17 protein-coding genes are annotated in these 20,083 nt (G+C 44.8%); 15 read left to right on the top strand and 2 right to left on the bottom strand.

Features of this window, described 5'->3' with window-relative positions; all coding sequences use genetic code 11:
* Window positions 1-25 precede the first annotated feature (25 nt).
* From J2T19_RS10815 to J2T19_RS10830, 4 genes are all read left to right on the top strand, one after another.
* On the top strand, window positions 26-1,564 hold the full coding sequence (locus J2T19_RS10815; RefSeq protein ID WP_128101056.1) for an ABC transporter ATP-binding protein: 1,539 nt from the start codon (window positions 26-28) through the stop codon (window positions 1,562-1,564).
* Window positions 1,557-2,636 carry an ABC transporter permease gene (locus tag J2T19_RS10820; RefSeq protein ID WP_307215546.1) on the top strand — a complete coding sequence of 360 codons (1,080 nt, stop codon included), beginning with the start codon at window positions 1,557-1,559 and terminating at the stop codon, window positions 2,634-2,636. The genes J2T19_RS10815 and J2T19_RS10820 overlap by 8 nt, the downstream gene beginning before the upstream one ends.
* Entirely contained in the window at window positions 2,637-3,599 is a 963-nt protein-coding gene (locus tag J2T19_RS10825; RefSeq protein ID WP_128101057.1) for an ABC transporter permease, read from the top strand.
* Between the two features lie 201 nt (window positions 3,600-3,800).
* Window positions 3,801-4,181: a hypothetical protein gene (locus tag J2T19_RS10830; protein ID WP_307215548.1), complete on the top strand. Its 381-nt coding sequence runs from the start codon at window positions 3,801-3,803 to the stop codon at window positions 4,179-4,181.
* 196 nt (window positions 4,182-4,377) lie between these two features.
* On the opposite strand, the gene J2T19_RS10835 is transcribed toward J2T19_RS10830, so the two are convergent.
* A complete protein-coding gene (locus J2T19_RS10835) occupies window positions 4,378-4,833 on the bottom strand; it encodes a GNAT family N-acetyltransferase (RefSeq protein WP_145047993.1) in 456 nt (151 codons plus the stop codon).
* A gap of 599 nt (window positions 4,834-5,432) precedes the next feature.
* On the opposite strand from J2T19_RS10835, the gene ilvB reads away from it, so the two are divergent.
* From ilvB to J2T19_RS10855, 4 genes are all read left to right on the top strand, one after another.
* Window positions 5,433-7,184, top strand: coding sequence for a biosynthetic-type acetolactate synthase large subunit (gene ilvB, locus J2T19_RS10840; protein WP_056698665.1), 1,752 nt, complete (start codon window positions 5,433-5,435; stop codon window positions 7,182-7,184).
* Window positions 7,181-7,663 carry an acetolactate synthase small subunit gene (ilvN, locus tag J2T19_RS10845; protein WP_128101061.1) on the top strand — a complete coding sequence of 161 codons (483 nt, stop codon included), beginning with the start codon at window positions 7,181-7,183 and terminating at the stop codon, window positions 7,661-7,663. Before ilvB ends, ilvN begins: the two co-directional genes overlap by 4 nt.
* Window positions 7,664-7,897: 234 nt before the next feature.
* The gene (gene ilvC / locus J2T19_RS10850; RefSeq protein WP_145047992.1) at window positions 7,898-8,890 is read left to right on the top strand and encodes a ketol-acid reductoisomerase; all 993 of its coding nucleotides are present in this window, start codon (window positions 7,898-7,900) and stop codon (window positions 8,888-8,890) included.
* Window positions 8,891-9,069: 179 nt separating this feature from the next.
* Window positions 9,070-10,611, top strand: a complete 1,542-nt coding sequence (locus J2T19_RS10855; RefSeq protein ID WP_307215555.1) for a 2-isopropylmalate synthase — start codon at window positions 9,070-9,072, stop codon at window positions 10,609-10,611.
* Window positions 10,612-10,834: 223 nt separating this feature from the next.
* Here J2T19_RS10855 and J2T19_RS10860 read toward each other — a convergent pair whose 3' ends face one another.
* A complete protein-coding gene (locus J2T19_RS10860; RefSeq protein WP_307215557.1) occupies window positions 10,835-11,815 on the bottom strand; it encodes an aldo/keto reductase in 981 nt (326 codons plus the stop codon).
* Window positions 11,816-12,049: 234 nt separating this feature from the next.
* Between J2T19_RS10860 and leuB the strand changes: the two genes are divergently transcribed.
* The 7 genes from leuB to J2T19_RS10895 all read left to right on the top strand — a co-directional run bounded on the left by leuB (window position 12,050) and on the right by J2T19_RS10895 (window position 19,992).
* Window positions 12,050-13,135 carry a 3-isopropylmalate dehydrogenase gene (gene leuB / locus J2T19_RS10865; protein WP_056698648.1) on the top strand — a complete coding sequence of 362 codons (1,086 nt, stop codon included), beginning with the start codon at window positions 12,050-12,052 and terminating at the stop codon, window positions 13,133-13,135.
* A 275-nt stretch (window positions 13,136-13,410) separates the two neighbouring features.
* Window positions 13,411-13,950 (top strand): peroxiredoxin, encoded by a 540-nt coding sequence (locus J2T19_RS10870; RefSeq protein ID WP_128101064.1) that lies wholly within the window; start codon window positions 13,411-13,413, stop codon window positions 13,948-13,950.
* 359 nt (window positions 13,951-14,309) lie between these two features.
* Window positions 14,310-14,726, top strand: coding sequence for a hypothetical protein (locus J2T19_RS10875; protein ID WP_024628323.1), 417 nt, complete (start codon window positions 14,310-14,312; stop codon window positions 14,724-14,726).
* Window positions 14,727-15,373: 647 nt separating this feature from the next.
* Window positions 15,374-16,477, top strand: a complete 1,104-nt coding sequence (locus J2T19_RS10880; RefSeq protein WP_307215562.1) for an ATP-binding protein — start codon at window positions 15,374-15,376, stop codon at window positions 16,475-16,477.
* A 136-nt stretch (window positions 16,478-16,613) separates the two neighbouring features.
* Window positions 16,614-17,582, top strand: coding sequence for an AAA family ATPase (locus tag J2T19_RS10885; protein WP_307215564.1), 969 nt, complete (start codon window positions 16,614-16,616; stop codon window positions 17,580-17,582).
* Between the two features lie 2 nt (window positions 17,583-17,584).
* Entirely contained in the window at window positions 17,585-18,700 is a 1,116-nt protein-coding gene (locus J2T19_RS10890) for a DUF58 domain-containing protein (protein ID WP_307215566.1), read from the top strand.
* Window positions 18,697-19,992 (top strand): hypothetical protein, encoded by a 1,296-nt coding sequence (locus tag J2T19_RS10895; protein ID WP_307215568.1) that lies wholly within the window; start codon window positions 18,697-18,699, stop codon window positions 19,990-19,992. The genes J2T19_RS10890 and J2T19_RS10895 overlap by 4 nt, the downstream gene beginning before the upstream one ends.
* The last annotated feature ends 91 nt before the right edge of the window (window positions 19,993-20,083 follow it).

Below are 20,083 nucleotides of genomic sequence, written 5' to 3' on the forward strand. Positions count from 1 at the left end.
CTATATCAGGTATAAGGGTGATTACATGGGTGCAGCAACCCCCGTCGTTGAGTTAAAACAAATCACGAAGCGTTTTCCAGGCATTGTTGCCAACGACGCCATCAGCCTTCAGCTTCGTAAAGGCGAGATTCATGCTCTACTGGGCGAAAACGGCGCTGGTAAATCAACATTAATGAATATTGTATTTGGTCTCTATCAGCCGGATGAAGGTTCCATTGAGGTGAATGGCAAGCCGGTTATCATCGATAGCCCGAATAAGGCCATCGATCTGGGAATCGGTATGGTGCATCAGCACTTTAAGCTCGTACAGCCGTTCACGGTAACAGAGAACATTATTTTGGGATCTGAGCCAACAAAAGGTCTCAACATTAATTATAAAAAAGCTGCTGCAGAAGTGCAGCGCCTATCTGAGCAATATGGCTTGAAAGTAAATCCACATGCCAAAATACATGATATTTCGGTCGGAATGCAGCAACGGGTAGAAATTGTGAAAACATTGTACCGCGGTGCTGATATTCTGATTTTTGACGAGCCTACGGCTGTCTTGACGCCTCAAGAGATCAAAGAATTAATGATCATTATGAAAAAGCTCGTAGCTGAAGGTAAGTCCATTATTTTGATCACGCACAAGCTGAAAGAAATTATGGAAATCTCCGATACCGTAACGATTATTCGTCGTGGTAAAGTCATTGATTCAGTGAAGACTGCGGAGACCAATCCGAATGAACTAGCTGAAAAAATGGTAGGACGTAATGTCACGTTTAAAGTCGATAAGAAACCGGCTACACCAGGTGCTAACATTCTGGAAGTTAGCCAGTTGACTGCTAGAAATAAAGAGGACATGCCTGTTCTTAATAAGCTCAACCTCAATGTGCGTGCAGGAGAGATTGTGGGTATCGCTGGGGTAGATGGTAACGGACAGAGTGAGTTGATTGAAGCACTTACGGGACTACGCAAAATAGAGAGTGGCTCGATTAAATTGCAAGGTAAGGAACTTGCTAATCTGTCTCCACGACGGATCTCGGAATCAGGAGTAGCTCATATCCCTGAGGATCGGCACAAACACGGACTTGTTCTTGATTTTTCAGTCAGCGAGAATATCGTTCTGGAATCGTATTATAAATCGCCATACACACGTAGAGGCTTCTTGAACTTCGATGCGATTAAAAAGCAAGCGAAGCGACTCGTCGAGGCTTTTGACGTACGTACACCGAGTATCGAGACCAAAGCACGTTCCCTGTCTGGAGGGAATCAACAAAAGGCCATTATTGCCCGTGAGGTGGATAAAAACCCAGAACTGCTGATTGCTGCTCAGCCTACTCGTGGTTTGGATGTAGGTGCGATTGAGTTTGTACAGAAGCAGTTGATTGCACAGCGTGATCAGGGGAAAGCAGTGCTGCTGATTTCATTCGAATTGGACGAAATTATTAATGTCTCCGATCGTATTGCTGTCATTTATGAGGGAGAGATCGTAGGCGAGGTGCTGCCAGAAGAAACCAATGACAGGGAGCTCGGCTTGATGATGGCGGGCAGCACCCAAAAGAGAGGTACAGTGCATGAATAACGTATTAAAATGGTTTACCCGTGATTCATTTATTTTACCTGTTGTAGCGATTATTATGGGTCTGATCCTGGGCGGTATCGTAATGCTGATTGGTGGATATAACCCAGTTGAGGCTTATGGTGCGTTGTTTAAAAAGGTGTTCGGAGACATGTACAACTTTGGTGAAGCTGTACGTGAGATGACTCCGCTCATTATGACTGGACTTGCCTTTGCCTTCGCATCACGTGCTGGTTTGTTTAATATCGGGGGAGAAGGACAATTCCTTGTTGGTATGACAGCAGCAACATTTGTAGGTGTGAAATTCACAGGACTTCCGATCTACATTCATGCTCCACTGGCTCTGATCGCAGGTGCAGTATTTGGTGGACTGTGGGCAGCTATTGCAGGTTATTTGAAGGCTAAGCGTGGCGTAAATGAAGTCATCAGTAGTATCATGTTGAACTGGATTGGTCTGTATTTGGCCAACTTAATTGTACGTCAGTTCTTGTTGCAACCAGGAGAGAACCGCTCACAAAATATCGGTGAATCGGCTTCCATCAGTATCGCGTGGTTGTCCGAGTTAATGGGGAACTCTCGTGTACACATGGGAACGTTAATTGCCATTGTTCTGGCTGTGCTCTTCTATATTTATATGTGGAAAACGAAACAAGGATATGAAATTCGTGCTGTAGGATACAACCCGAATGCAGCTGAATATGCAGGTATGCATGTAAACCGTAACATTGTCAAAGCAATGTTCATTAGTGGTATGCTGGCCGGTTTAGGTGGCGCATTCCAAGTGCTAGGTGTATTCCAATACCAAACCGTTATGTCGGGTTCACCAGGAACAGGTTTTGATGGGATCGCGGTTGCTTTGATTGGTTTGAATCATCCATTTGGTGTACTTCTAGGTGCGTTGCTGTTCGGTACGCTCACTTACGGTTCTGCGGGAATGAGCTTTGCCGCGGATGTACCACCCGAGATTATTCGGATTGTTATCGGTTCGATTATCTTCTTCATTGCGGCACAAGGCATCGTGCGCTGGGTACTTAAACCGTTCTATTCCAAGCGCAAGAAAGAGAAGGTGTTGTAGATGGACTTGTTGACAATCGGGCAAATTATCAATACGACGCTTGTCTTTGCCACGGCTTTGATTTTTGCATCCTTGGGCGGTATTTTCTCAGAGAAATCAGGTGTAACAAACCTGGGTCTTGAAGGTTTCATGGTATTTGGAGCGTTCGCAGCGGGGATTGGTGCGCACTATGCTCAAGAAGCAGGTATGGATGGAACAACATCAGCTTGGATGGGTGTTCTCCTTGCCATTGTACTTGGTGTAGTTGTATCGCTTATCCATGCGGTTGCTTCAATCACGTTTAAGGCTGACCAAATTATTAGTGGTATCGTAATTAACTTTTTGGCGGCAGGTAGCACACTGTATTTGGTAAAATTGTTGTTCGAAGGTTCAGGGGATTCCCCGCTCGTACAAGGATTTAGCAAATTCAATGTGCCTCTGTTGCAAGATATTCCTTTGCTTGGAGAAGCTCTGTTCAAGAACGTATATCCAACGACGTACCTGGCGATTGCGTTTGTATTTGTGACGTATTACATCATGTACAAAACGCCATTTGGTCTGCGTCTGCGTTCGGTAGGGGAACATCCAAGTGCTGCAGATACAGTAGGTGTTAAGGTATTAAGATATCGTTATGTCGGCGTAATGATCAGTGGTGCGCTCGCAGCAATTGGTGGAGCTGCCATTACACTAACGACGACAGGAACATTCTCACATAACACAGTTTCTGGACAAGGCTTTATCGCAATTGCGGCAATGATCTTTGGTAAGTGGAACCCGATTGGTGCGTTCATCGCAGCGTTGTTCTTCGGATTCTCACAAGCGATTCGGAACTATGTGCAATTGTTCGATTGGTCTCAAAGTATTCCCCAGGAAATTATTTTCATGTTGCCTTATCTACTCACGATCATTGTGCTTGTTGTAGCGGTTGGGCGTTCTTCTGCTCCGTCTGCACTCGGAGAGGCATACGATCCAGGGAAAAGGTAAAGAATTACAATGTGTTAAACAACTTCAAATTGCATTGCAAGAAAAGATCCGCTTTTGCGGGTCTTTTTTTGTAACAGAACATGTTCTCCAATACTCTAGATTAGGCTTCGAAATCATATTTCCTGGTAGGGACAAAGAAACAAGCGAAGTGAGTCATGGACGAATACACTGTTCTGAACGATGCGAGGAGGAGGGAAAAGTATGAAACAACATGTTACGCGTCATGCGGCGATGAAATTCATAGGCAAAAATATTGTTGCCGTTAAAAAGGATGGTACCCGAGTTACTGGGAAGCTGTTGAAAGTGTCGGGAAATAAATTGGTTTTGAAGCGAATGGATGGGAAAAAGGTACGTACAAAGGCGATCCTGCCACTTGTTTTATTTGATCTGCTCGCTATCGCGACTTTACCTTATGCTTACGGGCCAGGCCCAGGTTTCGGAGGCGGTTATGGTCCTGGGTACGGCCCTGGCTACGGACCAGGCCCGAAACCGGGTCCAGGATATGGTGGTGGTCCAGGCTACGGACCAGGTTCTGGATTTGGACCATATGGACCAGGACCACGTCCACCAGGTTTTTTCTAGAGACTACACATTTTAGAGGTTGTTCAAAAAGTCCGCTTTTGATTACGAAGGATGCGCGAGCGGCATCTCAGCATCGAATATGGGATTCAGCCGAAATGTCCATTGCTCACGTAGTTTTGCCTACGCTCCGCTACTCCATTTCTATCTTCATCCCATTTTCTTGGTACTGAAAACCGACCTTTTTGAACACACATTTTTAGTGTAATCCAATCCTTTTTTCCATTTCGTAGCAACGGCTAATCATAATATAGCGAATCGTACTATAGCCATTTTTTTGATAAAATTGTAGACCTTTGATGTTTCCTTCATCGACCATGACCTTGGATCTTTTGCAGCCTCTTGATGCAGCGAATTGCTCAGCTTTGAGTAACAAGCTCTGTCCGTAACGCTTTCGCTGCTCTTTCGTGGTAACGGCCATCATATCTACGTATAGAAGTTCACCATGCATGAGAAAATGAATGAATGCGACCGCTTCTTGGTCAGGCTCTGATGAGACAACAAAGGTCATGCCCCTGTTCATTCGCAGGGGTATTTCTTTGCGAATTTTATTGATTTCACTTTCACTCATATGAGAAAGGGGAACAAGTTGAGAATCAATCAGTCTCATAATGGCAGTGTCATCCAGCTTAGATTTGCGTTGCCGAATTACCATAGGGAGCCTCCTCTCGTAAACCAGTCATGCTGCTTGTGTATCCTATGCCTGGAGTAAGATAAAAGGTGACTGAATGAGAGTAGTAGGTTTGGGTTACATTAGTCATTGATGATGAAAAGTGAATGCGTTTAAAATTTTTATCAAAAACAGGTATTGACTTATCGCTCAGTAGAATCATATAATGTTCCTAACATTTAACGAGAATATTTCATCGGCTATGAAGAGGACGAAGTTTTAAGGGCTCTTTTGCTCAGAGAGTGGCTGGATCTGCTGAAACCACCACCATTATCCCTTATATACGAGCTCACCTCGGAGCTGTTTTCCTGAAAAGCATTGGATGTCACTCCAACTGGTTATTAGGGAAAATCGTATGTCTGCGTTACAGACAACAGGTATAGATAACGGATATGTCCGTTAGGACTATTGTTTTTTGTACCTAGTAAGGTCCGTTATTGCGAAATTTCGGACAAAGTTGGGTGGTACCACGGAAGCGACAACCTTTCGTCCCTCGCAAGCATGAACTTGTTTGCAGGGGATGGAAGGTTTTTTTTGTAACTTCTAATGTCAGAATGGTGTGAATTTCGAGAGGAGGATGACTAATGGGTGCTCAAATTCCAGAAGTACGGTCAACAGATGAATTACGTGAAAAATGGATGAAGCCGGAGGTCATTAGCGGTTCCGAGATTTTGCTGAGAAGCTTGTTGCTGGAAGGTGTAGATTGTGTCTTCGGTTACCCTGGGGGTGCAGTACTTTATATCTATGACGCAATGTATGGTTTCGAGGATTTCAAGCATGTATTAACTCGTCACGAACAAGGTGCCATTCATGCGGCTGACGGATATGCACGTGCGAGTGGTAAGGTAGGCGTATGTATCGCCACTTCCGGACCAGGAGCAACCAATCTGGTTACTGGAATCGCGACAGCGTATATGGACTCCGTTCCTCTCGTTGTGATTACAGGTAACGTTGTCTCCAGCCTGATCGGCTCGGATGCTTTCCAAGAAGCAGACATCACGGGTATTACAATGCCAATTACGAAACACAGTTACCTGGTAAAAGATGTTAAGGATCTACCACGTGTCATTCACGAGGCATTCCACATCGCGAATACAGGTCGTAAAGGCCCGGTTCTGATCGACATTCCGAAAGATGTATCTGCTAACAAAACATTGTTCGAGCCAAGTACTGAGCCAGTTGTGCTTAGAGGGTATAATCCTCGTACTGTACCGAACAAACTGCAGGTTGATCGCTTGGCACAAGCCATTCAAGAGGCAGAGCGTCCAATGATTCTCGCAGGTGGTGGTGTTGTTTACTCTGGTGGACACGAAGCACTCTTCGAATTCGTTGAGAAGACAGGTATTCCGATTACAACAACTTTACTTGGCTTAGGCGCATTCCCAAGTGGACACGAATTGTGGACAGGGATGCCAGGTATGCATGGTACGTATACTTCGAATCTGGCTATTCAACAATCCGATTTGTTAATCAATATCGGAGCTCGTTTCGATGACCGGGTAACGGGTAAACTAGACGGTTTTGCGCCACACGCCAAAATTGTACACATCGATATCGATCCAGCCGAAATTGGTAAAAATATTGCAACGGATATTCCAATTGTTGGTGATGTGAAGACCGTGCTGGAAATTGCGAATAAAGAAGTGCAGCGTGCAGAGCGTGCCGATGCATGGAGAGATCAGATCAAGCAATGGAAACAAGAGAAGCCTTACAGCTATACTGATTCCGATGAAGAATTGAAACCGCAATGGGTTGTAGAGTTGTTAAACGATACAACGAAAGGCGAGGCAATTGTAACGACGGATGTTGGACAGCACCAGATGTGGGCAGCTCAATATTACAAATTCAATCAGCCGCGTTCTTGGGTAACTTCAGGTGGTTTGGGAACAATGGGCTTCGGATTCCCTTCAGCAATCGGTGCTCAAATGGCGAATCCAGACAGACTGGTTATCTCCATTAACGGTGATGGTGGTATGCAGATGTGTTCTCAAGAGCTTGCAATCTGTGCAATTAACAACATTCCAGTGAAAATTGTTATTATTAACAACCAAGTACTTGGAATGGTACGTCAGTGGCAAGAGATCATCTATGAGAATCGTTATAGTCACATTGATTTGGCGGGTAGCCCTGATTTTGTTAAATTGGCAGAAGCCTATGGTGTTAAAGGATTGCGCGCTACGAACAAGGAAGAAGCGGAGCGAGCTTGGCAAGAAGCACTGGACACACCGGGACCAGTCGTTGTAGAGTTTGTTGTACGTAAGGAAGAAAACGTATATCCAATGGTTCCACAAGGAGCGACAATCGATCAAATGCTGATGGGGGATGCTGAGAAATGATTAGACATACAATTTCGATTTTGGTCAACGATCAGCCGGGCGTCCTTCAGCGGGTATCGGGTTTGTTCGGTCGACGCGGTTACAACATTGAGAGTATTACGGTGGGTCAATCGGAAGAGCCGGGTTTGTCCCGGATGGTCATTGTCACCATCGGTGATGATAAAACATTGGAACAAATTGAGAAACAATTGTACAAAATCATTGATGTCATCAAAGTTGTCGATTTCAGTTTAAAACCTATGGTTGCTCGTGAACTTGCCCTAATTAAGGTAAAAGCAGAACCTTCCGAACGACCTGAAATTATGGGTGTTGTCGAGACCTTTAGAGCAGCTGTTGTCGATATCGGGCCTGGTAGCCTGATGGTACAGGTTGTAGGAGATACTGACAAAATTGATGCTATGATAGAGTTACTCAAACCATACGGTATTCGTGAACTCTCTCGCACAGGTGTAACGGCATTGGTAAGAGGAAACGCATAAATCATTATGAATTTCTTTGAAAATGTAGAGCAACACGAAATTTGGCACTGCCTGCAATTTAACATTTTAGTGATGTAACGCTTGAAAAGAGAAATACACACCCGCATTAACGAGCGGGTGTCTGAACGGATCGCAGCAGACCAACCCCCGTTAAATTAACTTAACGTGTCGGTCCCTTGAGACACCCGCTCATTAATGAAGGGTTCTTTACAATACAAAGGAGGACTTATAAACATGCCAGTAACTACTTATTATGAACAGGATGCAGAGCTTAGCGTATTGAAAGGAAAAACGATTGCCGTAATTGGTTACGGTAGCCAGGGCCATGCCCAAGCTCAAAACTTGCGTGATAGCGGATTGAACGTAGTCATCGGACTTCGTGAAGGTAAATCCTTCGATTCTGCAAAAAACGATGGATTTGAAGTTCTTTCCCCGGCTGAAGCAACTAGCCGTGCTGATGTCGTTCAAATCTTGTTGCCGGATGAAACGCAAGCTTCTGTTTACAAAAACGAAATCGAACCAAACCTCAAAGAAGGCGCTGCATTGCTCTTCTCCCACGGTTTCAACGTTCATTTCGGTCAAATCGTTGCTCCAAAAAACAGCGATGTATTGCTGGTAGCTCCTAAGTCCCCTGGCCACATGGTACGTCGTACTTATGTAGAAGGATTCGGTGTACCTGGTCTGATCGCGATTGAGCAAGATGCAACAGGTAATGCAAAAGCGATCGGTTTGGCTTATGCAAAAGGTATCGGTTGCACACGCGCAGGCGTTATCGAAACTTCCTTCCGTGAAGAAACAGAAACTGACCTGTTCGGTGAGCAAGCGGTTCTGTGTGGTGGTGTAAGTGCCCTCGTAAAAGCTGGATTCGAAACGTTGACAGAAGCAGGCTATGCTCCTGAAATGGCATATTTCGAGTGTCTGCACGAGTTGAAATTGATCGTTGACATGATGTATGAAGGTGGACTTGCAAGTATGCGTGATTCCATCAGTAATACAGCAGAATACGGTGACTATGTAACTGGACCTCGCGTTGTAACTGAAGATACGAAGAAAGCAATGAAAGAAGTACTGACGGATATCCAACAAGGTAAATTCGCACGCGACTTCATCTTGGAGAACCAATCCGGACGCGCATTCTTGACAGCAACTCGTCGCAACGAAGCTGAACACCCAATCGAAGTGGTTGGCGGACAATTGCGTGAGATGATGCACTGGATCAAGAAATAAGCATCTCGTTTAAGGAATTATAGCAATTCACAGTTTCAACTGGAGATAGCGGCCGTGCTTATGCGTGAGCCGCTATTACTGGTTTAAAGAGGTAAGAGGTAATTGTTGTCGTCTATTAACGACGGTAATGAAATGAACCCAATTGCCTGAATAATAATCAAGTCAAGGAGGTGCGAAGCGTGCGTAAAATCTATGTATTTGACACAACGCTGCGTGATGGAGAACAATCTCCGGGAGTTAACCTGAACACTCGTGAAAAGGTAGAGATTGCACACCAGTTGGAACGGCTTGGTATTGATCGGATGGAAGCAGGTTTTCCAGCGGCTTCTCCAGGGGATCTGGCAGCAGTGAACGCGGTAGCCAAAGCGGTGAAAAATATTACAGTAATTGGCCTTTCTCGTTCAAGAGAACAAGATATTGATGCTGTAAAAGAAGCATTGAAAGGTGCACAGGATCCGTGTATTCACGTCTTTTTGGCGACGTCACCGATTCACCGTCAACATAAACTGCGTATGGACAAAGCGCAGGTGCTTGATACAGCTCGTTCTGCCATTCGTTATGCGAAGAAAACGTTCTCTAAAATTGAGTTCTCTCTGGAGGATGCAGGACGTACAGAGTACGATTTCCTAGTAGAAATGGTAAATATGGCAGTTGAGGAAGGCGCATCCGTTGTTAATATTCCAGATACAGTGGGTTATCTGAGCCCTTATGAGTACGGTAACATTTTCAAACATCTCAAAGAGAATGTACATGGAATCGAAAAAGTACAGCTAAGTGCTCATTGCCACAATGACCTGGGAATGGCTACAGCAAATACGCTTGCCGCGATCCTGAATGGTGCTGACCAGATTGAAGGTACGATTAACGGAATCGGTGAACGTGCGGGCAATACCGCAATCGAAGAGATTGCGATGGCACTGGAGACTCGCCAAGAGTTTTTCCAAGCCAAAACATCACTTCAACTGTCTGAAATTGCACGGACGAGTCGTCTCGTGAGCCGCTTGACGGGTATGGTTGTGCCTGGAAACAAAGCGATTGTTGGTGCTAATGCATTCGCACATGAATCCGGAATCCACCAGGATGGCATGTTGAAAGAGAAAACTACGTATGAGATTATGACACCAGAGACCATTGGTCTGAAGGAAAGTAAACTTGTACTAGGTAAACATTCCGGACGTCACGCATTCCGTGAACGTTTGATCGAGCTGGGCTATGAGTTGGAGGAAGAAGCGCTGAATCGTGCATTTGGCCAATTCAAAGATCTGGCAGATAAGAAAAAAGAAGTTACAGATGAAGATCTGCTCGCTCTGATTGAAGAGAAATTGCAGGATGCACCTGAGGTGTATAAACTGGAATCCATCTTTGTAACATACGGGGATGAATCTGTTCCGACAGCGAAAGTTCGCATCACAACCCTCGACGGTAAGACGATCGAACAGCAGGCTGAAGGAAATGGATCTGTGGATGCGATCTACAATGCCATTGACCTGGTTAGTGGGGAAGAGGTAACTTTATCCGATTATTCGATCAAATCCGTTACACATGGTAAGGATGCATTGGGTGAAGTTCATGTTGTTCTTACCCAAAATGAAGTGTCTGTACAGGGACGTGGGGTAAGCACTGACATTTTGGGTGCAAGTGCGCGTGCCTATGTCGATGGTGTGAACCAATTGATCGAGAAACGAAAAACATACACGAACCGAGTAAATGTGAATCTGTAATATACTTGTGTAGCCAGCATTGAGTGAAATCGCTATGTAATATCTTGGCTAAAGTGCAGTCACAGAGAATCATAGGTTGGTGAAACCAGAAAAGTCTGACCTCCTTACTGTTACAAGGGTCAGACTTTTTGGCTATCCTATGATTCTATCTCACAGCATGAATAAGAAGGTATAACTGCTGGTTCATTCAGGTATGAAGTACGATATCAGGTTCATTCAAATATTACCACGCATAAGCGTTCGGGGCATGTCCGCCAGGGCCTGGGAAAATCTCATCTAAGCGCTTAAGAACTTCCTCATCTAACGTAACTTCCAGACATTTGAGCGAAGTCTCAAACTGCTCTAGTGTACGTGGGCCGATAATAGGTGCTGTAACTGCTGGATTCGCAGCTACCCAAGCAAGGGCTACTGTATCCTGTGGCTCACCAAGTTCACGACATAAAGCCGCAAATTGCTCAAGTTGGGATTGCTGACGTTCGATCCGTTCAGAGATTCCGCCACTACGCGTTCCTTCAAGCTTCTGGAGCGCATTACGTCCGAGCAGTCCACCATCCAGCGGACTCCATGGAATGACGCCTAAGCCTAATTCTTTGGCGGCTGGAAGAACCTCGAGCTCAGGTAAACGACAATTGAGGCTATACTTATGCTGTTCAGAAACGAGACCAAGGAAATGGCGGTTTTTAGCTTCACTCTGTGCAATAGCAATCTGCCAAGCCGCAAAGTTACTTGAACCTACATAGCCAATTTTCCCCTGATGCACGGCGTTCTCAAACGCATGCCATAGCTCGTCCCAGGTAACAACAGGATCAACATGGTGCATTTGATACAGTTCAATGTGATCTGTTTGCAGGCGGCGCAGGGAACCTTCCAGATGACGTCTAATTTTATATGCGGATAGCCCAGCCTCATTGTTGGGACCATCGTTCTCATCATGCATGGAGCCGTAGACTTTGGTTGCAAGTACAACCTTCTCACGTCTGCCGCCACCTTGGCTGAACCAACGGCCAATAATCTCTTCTGTCAGACCCGAATTCTCACGCCAGCCATAAATGTTAGCGGTATCAAAAAAATTCACTCCTGCATCCAGCGCAGCATCCATAATGCGAAAGGCTTCTTTCTCGTCTGTGATGGGTCCAAAATTCATGGTACCGAGACAAATGCGACTAACCTTGAGACCGGATTTACCCATATACGAATATTGCATGGTGATTATCCCTCCTGCGTACCTGATTTGAATTCAGCTATATTTTACCTTATGGAGAGAAGCGGAACAACTTATATACGTTAAGATTGAACTGCTTATAGGTAAAATCTATTAAAGTCATAGAATGTATATCTTGGTCAAATGACCTCCAAATATGATACAAAAGAGAGAGTTAATATGAGAGCGTTACTTCGTGAATAGTTATTATGAATCGATATAAGGAGTGGACAACCCATGGCAGAAGTGAAAAAAATTGCAGTCATTGCTGGAGATGGAATCGGACCAGAAGTCGTAGCTGAGGCTGAAAAAGTACTTAAACGCACAGAGGAAGTATTCGGTTATCGTTTTGAAACAGAACATGCTTTATTTGGCGGAATTGCCATCGATGAGAAGGGTACACCGCTTCCTGAAGAAACGTTGACGGTATGTAAAAGTGCTGACGCAGTACTGCTTGGAGCTGTAGGCGGTCCTAAATGGGACAATAATAGCAAGGAGTTGCGTCCTGAAACTGGCTTGCTTGGTATTCGTAAAGCACTTGGACTTTTCTCCAATCTACGCCCGGCAGTTGTATTTGATTGCTTGAAAGACGCATCCACACTGAAACCGGAAGTGCTGGAAGGTACGGATCTCATGGTTGTACGTGAGTTGACTGGTGGAATTTACTTCGGCGAGAAATTCAGACGTGAAGGCTCACAAGGTGAAGAAGCTGTAGATACTTGCGTATATAATGTAACGGAAGTGGAACGCATCGTTCGTCAAGCATTTGAAATTGCTCAAGGCCGTCGCAAAAAACTTGCTTCCGTAGACAAAGCGAACGTACTGGAAACGTCCCGCCTCTGGCGTGAGGTCGTTAACCGGGTAGCACCGGATTATCCAGACGTTGAAGTGGAACATGTACTTGTCGACAACTGTGCAATGCAGTTGCTTCGTCGCCCAGCTAGCTTTGACGTGATCGTAACGGAAAATATGTTTGGCGATATTTTGAGTGATGAAGCAGCAATGCTGACAGGCTCTATCGGTATGCTCGCATCTGCATCTCTTGGAGAAGGCAGCTTTGGTCTGTATGAGCCGGTACACGGTTCTGCACCAGATATCGCGGGTCAAGGTTTGGCGAATCCAATTGCAACAATTCTATCGCTTGCTCTGATGTTCCGTACAACCTTTGGTTATGCTGAAGGAGCAGACGCAATTGAAGCAGCTGTATCGAATGTGCTGAACGCAGGACATCGTACTAGCGATATTGCTGTAGATAAGAGCACAGCGATCAGTACAACGGAGATGGGCGACTTGATCGTCGCAGCGATCCAGAAACAGGCGTAATTATACGAGCAACAAGACAGCCCTTTGTCTCCTATTATGGAAGATACAGAGGGCTGTTCCTTTATGATTTTGGCACGAAAAATCCTTATTTATAATAATTATAAAAAAATAACGTTTATAATCTTGACTTTGAGAAGTCCGGATGATAACATTTTACTTGTACTTGTTATCAAGTATCAAATTCATTTAATGACAGGAGAGACGCTTGCGTTTCTACCTGATGATGAGCAATCCATATGGATGCTTACATAATCCCAAAGGAGGAATTTTTAGTTATGGCAGAACGTTTGGTTGGTAGACCAGCACCAGATTTCGCAATGGAAACAGTATCAGGAGACGGACAAGATTTCGGTTCCGTGAAGCTGTCCGATTACCGTGGCAAATGGCTCGTATTCTTCTTTTATCCTTTGGACTTCACATTTGTGTGCCCAACTGAAATTACAGCTTTGAGCGTTGCTGCAGAGCAATTCAAAGCTTTGGATACTGAAATCCTTGGCGTGAGCGTGGACTCTGTACACAGCCACAAAGCTTGGATCAACACACCTGTAGACAGCAATGGTCTGGGTCAATTGAACTTCCCGCTCGCTTCTGATATCACGAAGCAAGTGGCTAAAGATTACGGCGTTCTGATCGAAGAAGAAGGCGTTGCATTGCGCGGCTTGTTCATCATCGATCCAGAAGGCGAATTGAAATACCAAGTAGTTAACCACAATGATGTAGGCCGTAGTGTTGAAGAAACACTTCGTGTACTGCAAGCACTGCAATCCGGTGGATTGTGTGCAATGAACTGGAAACCAGGCGACAACAACCTGTAAGCCAGAATTAACTTGAACGCATCAGGTTCAAGCCCTCATCCCACAAGGGATTGAGGGCTTTTTGCACCCTTTTTCCCGGATCGAAAAAGGAGTTGTCCAAAGATGTTTAGATTCGCATGGAAACGTGTTAATGATGTATTATAAGAATGATCATATTTTATCCTCATCAAAGAGGAATTGAAGGACATAAAGGCGAATAGGGTATGGAAACCCGGTAAATTATCCGGTATGATTGCTCTCATATAATGAAGCATAAAAAATACGTTGGAACTATTCCCTTTTCGGTAAGTGCTACAGGTGTACGGGATGTGATTTTCACACTATTGAATCCCGACACGTAATAAGGAGGGTGAACAAAAATGAGTTACTGTTGTGGGGCAAGTATGGTGGGAACAAAGGGCACGCTGAAGCATTACCGCACCCAGGTTCATAATGTTCCCCTGCTGTTTTGTCCGGTATGCCACCGGGTCGAGGTTCATTACAAAGTCGAAAATGAATATGAAATTCTTGCTGAGTATGCACATGGAGATGGTGCTTCAGAGATTGACTTTCAAGACTATGTCACAGAAGACGAAGATGCGATCTTTGAAAATTGTGTAAACCGCGAAAGCGAAGATGCCATGGTCATTGTGCAACGCCAGATTGATATGTCACTCGATCTGCTTCGACTTGCGAAGGAAATGAAGGATGAGAAATGGGAAAGTGAGCTCAAGCGTCGATTAGCCGTGATGAGCCAGCGCAGACTCAAAATCCAACATAATAAAAGTGGCTTATAGATCTTTTTGACGCAAATGCTATCGCTTGAAATCCATGACAAGTTGGATCAGATGGATGCCAAGAAGCCGCTATGAACCCAATAAGCAATTTCTCGAACGACGTCTATAAGAAATATAAGAAAAAAGTCTATCGTCGTACCTCACAGATGAAAGACCGCATATAATTGTAGTTTTTCTTGCGATAATTGAATGGTTCAGCTCCGCTGAAAACTTATAAATTTCTTTTATCTTAAAATAAACGAAGCTTTTTCGCTATGCTTGCGAATGAGCTTCGTTTTTGTGTATTCAAACTTAGCAATTTCGAGGTTTTTCTTAAAAAAATTTCCATTCGACACTTTCTCCGATTGACTCCATTCTATAAACTTGTCTATGATAAAAACAGGCTTGCAAAAGAGGCGGAGCAAAAAGTGTTCGTGAATGGGAATAGGACAAGGTCAGAATGGAACATACGTATATCGTTTTCCGGATCGATTGTTGGTTACGGAGATAAACCAGCTTGAGTTCCGGACGCACCATCCATATTTTCGGCTCAGCCCCCTAACGAAAGGGCTCCGGTAAAGAGAATTTAAATCGGCCCTTCCTGTTTCTGTGATGATATGATGTCCGAATGGCAAGTTTATCATTTACGTGAAAAGGAGGAACCTGACGTGATTAGTGAAATTCAGGATACAGTCCCTCAATTAACGAATGGTTTTCCGCCTGTACCCTTGGATAACAACAAGTATGAGAATGTCCTGGAGCATCTGGATAGCGGTATTATGTTGTTTGACAGCAATGGTGTGTTGACGTTTATTAACGTACAGATGGCAAAATTGTTGGAGCTCCCGCGGAGCTTGCTTAACGGATGCACCCTCATGCAAATGATGCATCTTCCCCAGATGAGTCGATTCAAGAAAAAGAAAATTTTACGTATTTATCGGGAAACCATCTTCCATCGTAAGCGATATCATGAACTCATTGATGAGTATGGCAGGCACTGGTTGGTCACGGTTACCTATGGAGATCAGATGGATGGAGATTTTCTGTTCAGTGTTAAGGATGTATCCGACTACAAACAAATTGAACAGACGGCCTATCAAAATGACAAGCTTGCGATGTTGGGGAGAATCTCCGCATCGATCGCTCATGAGATTCGCAACCCACTGACAGCCATTCGGGGATTCATCCAGTTGCTACGCCCGCACTTGTTGCAATTAGGGAAGGACGAATACGCCAGAATCATTCTAACTGAAATCGATCGAGCCAACGATATTATCTACGAATTCCTAAATTCCTCCAAACCGTCGGCGCCCCAGAAAACCATCATGTCTGTGGACTCTTTGCTCAAAGAGGTGGTCTTGCTGACCGAAAGTGAAGGCTTAATGAAGGGGTGCGAGATTACCCTGGATGAAGCAGAATTGCCACTGAATGTTTCGATCGATGTGAAACAGATTAAACAGGTTATTTTAAATATGGTCAAAAATGCAATGGATGCAATTGAAGATGTAGGCGAAGAACATGCTGGCTTAATTCGAATATCCACCAGCACAGAAAATAGATTTGTTCAGATCTCTATCATGGATAACGGTCATGGGATGGATCACAATACGCTTGTACGTTTGTTCGATCCATTCTTTACCACAAAAGAAAGCGGCACAGGACTTGGGCTGTCTGTTAGTTATCGCATTATTAAGAATCATGGAGGCACGATCTCTGTGGATAGCAAAAAAGGGGAAGGCACCCAATTTCGAATTATGCTCCCCCTTGTGTAACTTCAAAGGTGTAAACAACGAACAGGAATTGGTCAATTAGCCGATTCCTGTTGTTTTTTGTTAAACTAAATAGGGTTATAGTTAAAATGAATGCGAATACATAAATGTAGTTTATGGAAGGAAAGGTGAATTGCGAATGGATATTCAAGGGATGGAGCAGATGAACAAACAACTGTTGAATCATGTGGGTCGGGTGATTGTAGGGAAAGAGAATACGATGGAGCTGGTGTTAACAGCCATTATTGCCTCAGGTCATGTCTTACTTGAAGATGTACCAGGTACAGGTAAAACAATGCTAGCCAAGTCAGTAGCCGCTTCACTCGATTGTACGTTCCAACGCATCCAGTTCACACCGGACTTGCTACCGTCAGATCTCACAGGTATTCATTTCTTCAACCAGAAAACAGGAGATTTCGAGTTCAGACCAGGTCCACTGTTTGCCAACCTTGTTCTTGCGGATGAGATCAATCGTGCTACGCCGCGAACCCAGTCCAGCTTATTGGAGTGTATGGAGGAACGTCAGATCAGCATTGATGGTTCCACAAGGCAGCTTGAACACCCGTTTATCGTCATTGCGACGCAAAATCCGATTGATAACCAAGGAACGTTTCCTCTGCCAGAAGCGCAGATGGATCGATTTATGATGAAGATTCGTATGGGCTACCCAACTGAAGGTGAAAGTGTAGAGATTTTGAGACGTACTGTGGCAAGCCGATCCGTGGCTGATCTATCGAGTATTATCACGCGAGAGCAGCTACTTGAAGCTCAACAGACCTATAAGTCTGTACAGATCGATGAGGATTTGCTGACATATATCATTCAGCTCACAGAAGAAACTCGCAAGCATCCTGAGCTGTCTCTAGGCGTTAGTCCTCGAGGAGCGCAGGCTCTACTTAAGGCGAGCCAAGCATGGGCTGCTTTGCATGGCAGAGATTACGTTCTACCAGACGATATCAAAGAGTTGGCAGAGCCAGTACTTGCACATCGCTTGGTGTTCCGTAATCGAATGCGTCAGCAGGAAGGAATGGCAGAACGAATCATTCAGGATATTCTGAATAACGTTCAAGTACCGACGGAGAACATGACTGCTGGCAGTGGGCGATAATTATGAATTTGCTATGGTTAGTCGTTGTTGGCGGCATTGTTATAGCTATACATGGCTTGTGGTTTGGGCGCTCTGCATTACGTAAGCTCACGTATTCAAGACAGTTTAGTAAGTCACGCTGTTATGCTGGCGATGAGCTGGAGATGGTAGAGACCATAGCTAATGAAAAGCGTGTATCTGTACCTTGGCTTCGACTTGAAGCCATGCTACCAGGATCATTTGTTTTCCGCACAGGTTCAGGTATGGCGATTAGTCAAGGTGAGATCTATCAGAATCATAAAAGTATTTTTACTTTGAAACCGTTTACTCGTATTACACGCAAGCATCCTGTGGTATGCAGTCGCCGCGGGATATATACGATACAGAGCGTTACAATGACAGGTGGGGATCTATTTGGAGTATGGCGTACCTCCAAGCTTATTCCCATGCAGCTGTCCATGATTGTGTACCCCTCCTTGATTCGACCCGAGGATCTACCGGCCATTTATCAAGTCTGGCAGGGAGAGGTAGAAGTGTCCCGCTGGATTGTGGAGGATCCTTTTCTGATCCTAGGTGTACGTCCGTATGGTGCGGGTGACCCCATGAATCGAATACACTGGAAAGCTAGTGCGCGTACAGGGGAATTGCAGGTGTATAAGCAGGGCTGGACAGCAGATCCGCAATCATGGATTATAGTCAATATTCAGGAATCCGCAGACATGTGGAGTGTGGTGACTAAGCCTGAGACGATCGAGCAAGCTCTTCGTTATGCTGCAACCGCAGTTGTGGATGCCATTGGGCGTGGCCTACCTGCAGGTTTTGCCCATAATGGCTATCGAATAGGCGGCGGACATGAGCCATTAAGGATCGAACCAGACTATGGTACCCCTCATTTGGAGTTACTGTTGGAAGCAATGGCGGAGATCGAATTGAAGTGTATGGTACCCATGGAGCAGTTCTTACGCGATGAGGTGTTGCGTAATGAAGAAGCGCAGCAGGCGAGAAGTTATCTATTGATTACAACATATGTGTCTCCTGCCATGGAGAATGAAATTGCACGTTTGCATGAACAAGGACATCGTGTAACTATTCTTCCTGTAGAGCAAGTGACAACGAGTAACAAGGCGGTGAGTGCATGAATGATTCCATCTCATCGAAGGTTAAGTTAGGGCTTTCGTGTGTTGCAGTTTTGTTAATCGGTATCTATATCTATCCCGTCTTAACACTCACCTCGCTTTACGCGTCGGGATCGTTACCTTATACGCTATTGTTCTACTATATTATTGCTGCAGGATTAGCGGTACTCGTTCAGCATCGACTTCCTCGCTTGGGGAGTCATGCATTCTACCGTTTGGGCGTAGCTATTGTACTAGGTGCAGTTGTATTTCTAATGACTCACCTTACGTTATCTCTCCCATGGCTTGAACTATACACAGTTGGCGTGTGGGGGATAATCTCTGCTTATATCGGACTTACCTCGGATCCCTATCTCCGTTCGACTGCAACGTTGAGATTGCAGCTTGTTGGGGTGTCTAGTTCAATTCTGCTGAGTGTGGCTTCGAGTTGGGGTGAACCGTTTCATTTGTTGCAGCCGTATGTGACAAGTCTATATGTATCAGGTGTAATTTGCTTCGCCGGTTGGATGATAACCTTGTATAGTTCACAAATGGATCGAGCCATACTAAATGATAACAATAGAAGATTGGTTCTACGGGAATTTGCGAGTGCTAATCGTCAGCGATTAGTATGGATTTTAATTACAATCGGGCTTATTGGAGCATTTCCCAGCCTTGCTGCCTGGTTAGCGCCTTTGCGTGATCGCTTGCTGGCCTGGATAAGAGGGTTATTGAACACTTCTGGGCAGGAAACACCTATACCGCCAGCGGAGCCCATGAATACACCTATGTTGCCTGAACAGACGACAGAAGGAAACGCAGAGCCCTCTATACTGTGGGATATTCTTGGCTGGGTAGTTCTCATTGCCGTGACCTTGGTCATTCTATGGTTTACGATGAGATGGGGTCAAGGCGCACTACGCAGGCTTATGGAGCGTTTGAAGGGCATGATGAATGCCAAAGACAAGAAGATGCCCCCACCGACGGAATATATGGATATTAGTGAGACTCTTGCAGCTCCGACTAGAGTTCGAAAGCCTTGGTTCCGTAAGAAAGAACCTCTCCCCACGAAGGACAGAGATCGAATCCGTTTTTACTACCGAAAATGGATTAACAGCGCTACGCGTAGTGGGGTTCATATTGAGGGTTCACAGACACCTTTAGAAACAGGTGAGATTGTTCAACGAGAGGGATCGAAACAAGAGGATAAAAGGTTATCTACGATATTGCCGGATGCGTATAATGCTGTACGTTATGGAAAGAAAGCGCCGGATGCTGATAAAATGAATGAATTGGATCAAATATGGAAGTCCTAGTTACAGAATAGCACGTTTATCCCTTTACTTTTCTTGTCACGTTCAAGTATCATGAGAGGAATACACAAGTTGGTCAGAAAAGGAGCAGACA

The organism is Paenibacillus tundrae, assembly GCF_030812775.1.
GTDB classification, from domain to species: domain Bacteria; phylum Bacillota; class Bacilli; order Paenibacillales; family Paenibacillaceae; genus Paenibacillus; species Paenibacillus tundrae_A.

Coding starts and splice junctions, on each gene's coding strand:
- ilvN (WP_128101061.1), top strand. CDS start 7,181: ATGATTAGACATACAATTTCGATTTTGGTCAACGATCAGCCGGGCGTC.
- ilvC (WP_145047992.1), top strand. CDS start 7,898: ATGCCAGTAACTACTTATTATGAACAGGATGCAGAGCTTAGCGTATTG.
- J2T19_RS10860 (WP_307215557.1), bottom strand. CDS start 11,815: ATGCAATATTCGTATATGGGTAAATCCGGTCTCAAGGTTAGTCGCATT.
- ilvB (WP_056698665.1), top strand. CDS start 5,433: ATGGGTGCTCAAATTCCAGAAGTACGGTCAACAGATGAATTACGTGAA.
- J2T19_RS10835 (WP_145047993.1), bottom strand. CDS start 4,833: ATGGTAATTCGGCAACGCAAATCTAAGCTGGATGACACTGCCATTATG.
- J2T19_RS10885 (WP_307215564.1), top strand. CDS start 16,614: ATGGATATTCAAGGGATGGAGCAGATGAACAAACAACTGTTGAATCAT.
- J2T19_RS10895 (WP_307215568.1), top strand. CDS start 18,697: ATGAATGATTCCATCTCATCGAAGGTTAAGTTAGGGCTTTCGTGTGTT.
- J2T19_RS10870 (WP_128101064.1), top strand. CDS start 13,411: ATGGCAGAACGTTTGGTTGGTAGACCAGCACCAGATTTCGCAATGGAA.
- J2T19_RS10820 (WP_307215546.1), top strand. CDS start 1,557: ATGAATAACGTATTAAAATGGTTTACCCGTGATTCATTTATTTTACCT.
- J2T19_RS10815 (WP_128101056.1), top strand. CDS start 26: ATGGGTGCAGCAACCCCCGTCGTTGAGTTAAAACAAATCACGAAGCGT.
- J2T19_RS10890 (WP_307215566.1), top strand. CDS start 17,585: ATGAATTTGCTATGGTTAGTCGTTGTTGGCGGCATTGTTATAGCTATA.
- J2T19_RS10825 (WP_128101057.1), top strand. CDS start 2,637: ATGGACTTGTTGACAATCGGGCAAATTATCAATACGACGCTTGTCTTT.
- J2T19_RS10830 (WP_307215548.1), top strand. CDS start 3,801: ATGAAACAACATGTTACGCGTCATGCGGCGATGAAATTCATAGGCAAA.
- J2T19_RS10875 (WP_024628323.1), top strand. CDS start 14,310: ATGAGTTACTGTTGTGGGGCAAGTATGGTGGGAACAAAGGGCACGCTG.
- leuB (WP_056698648.1), top strand. CDS start 12,050: ATGGCAGAAGTGAAAAAAATTGCAGTCATTGCTGGAGATGGAATCGGA.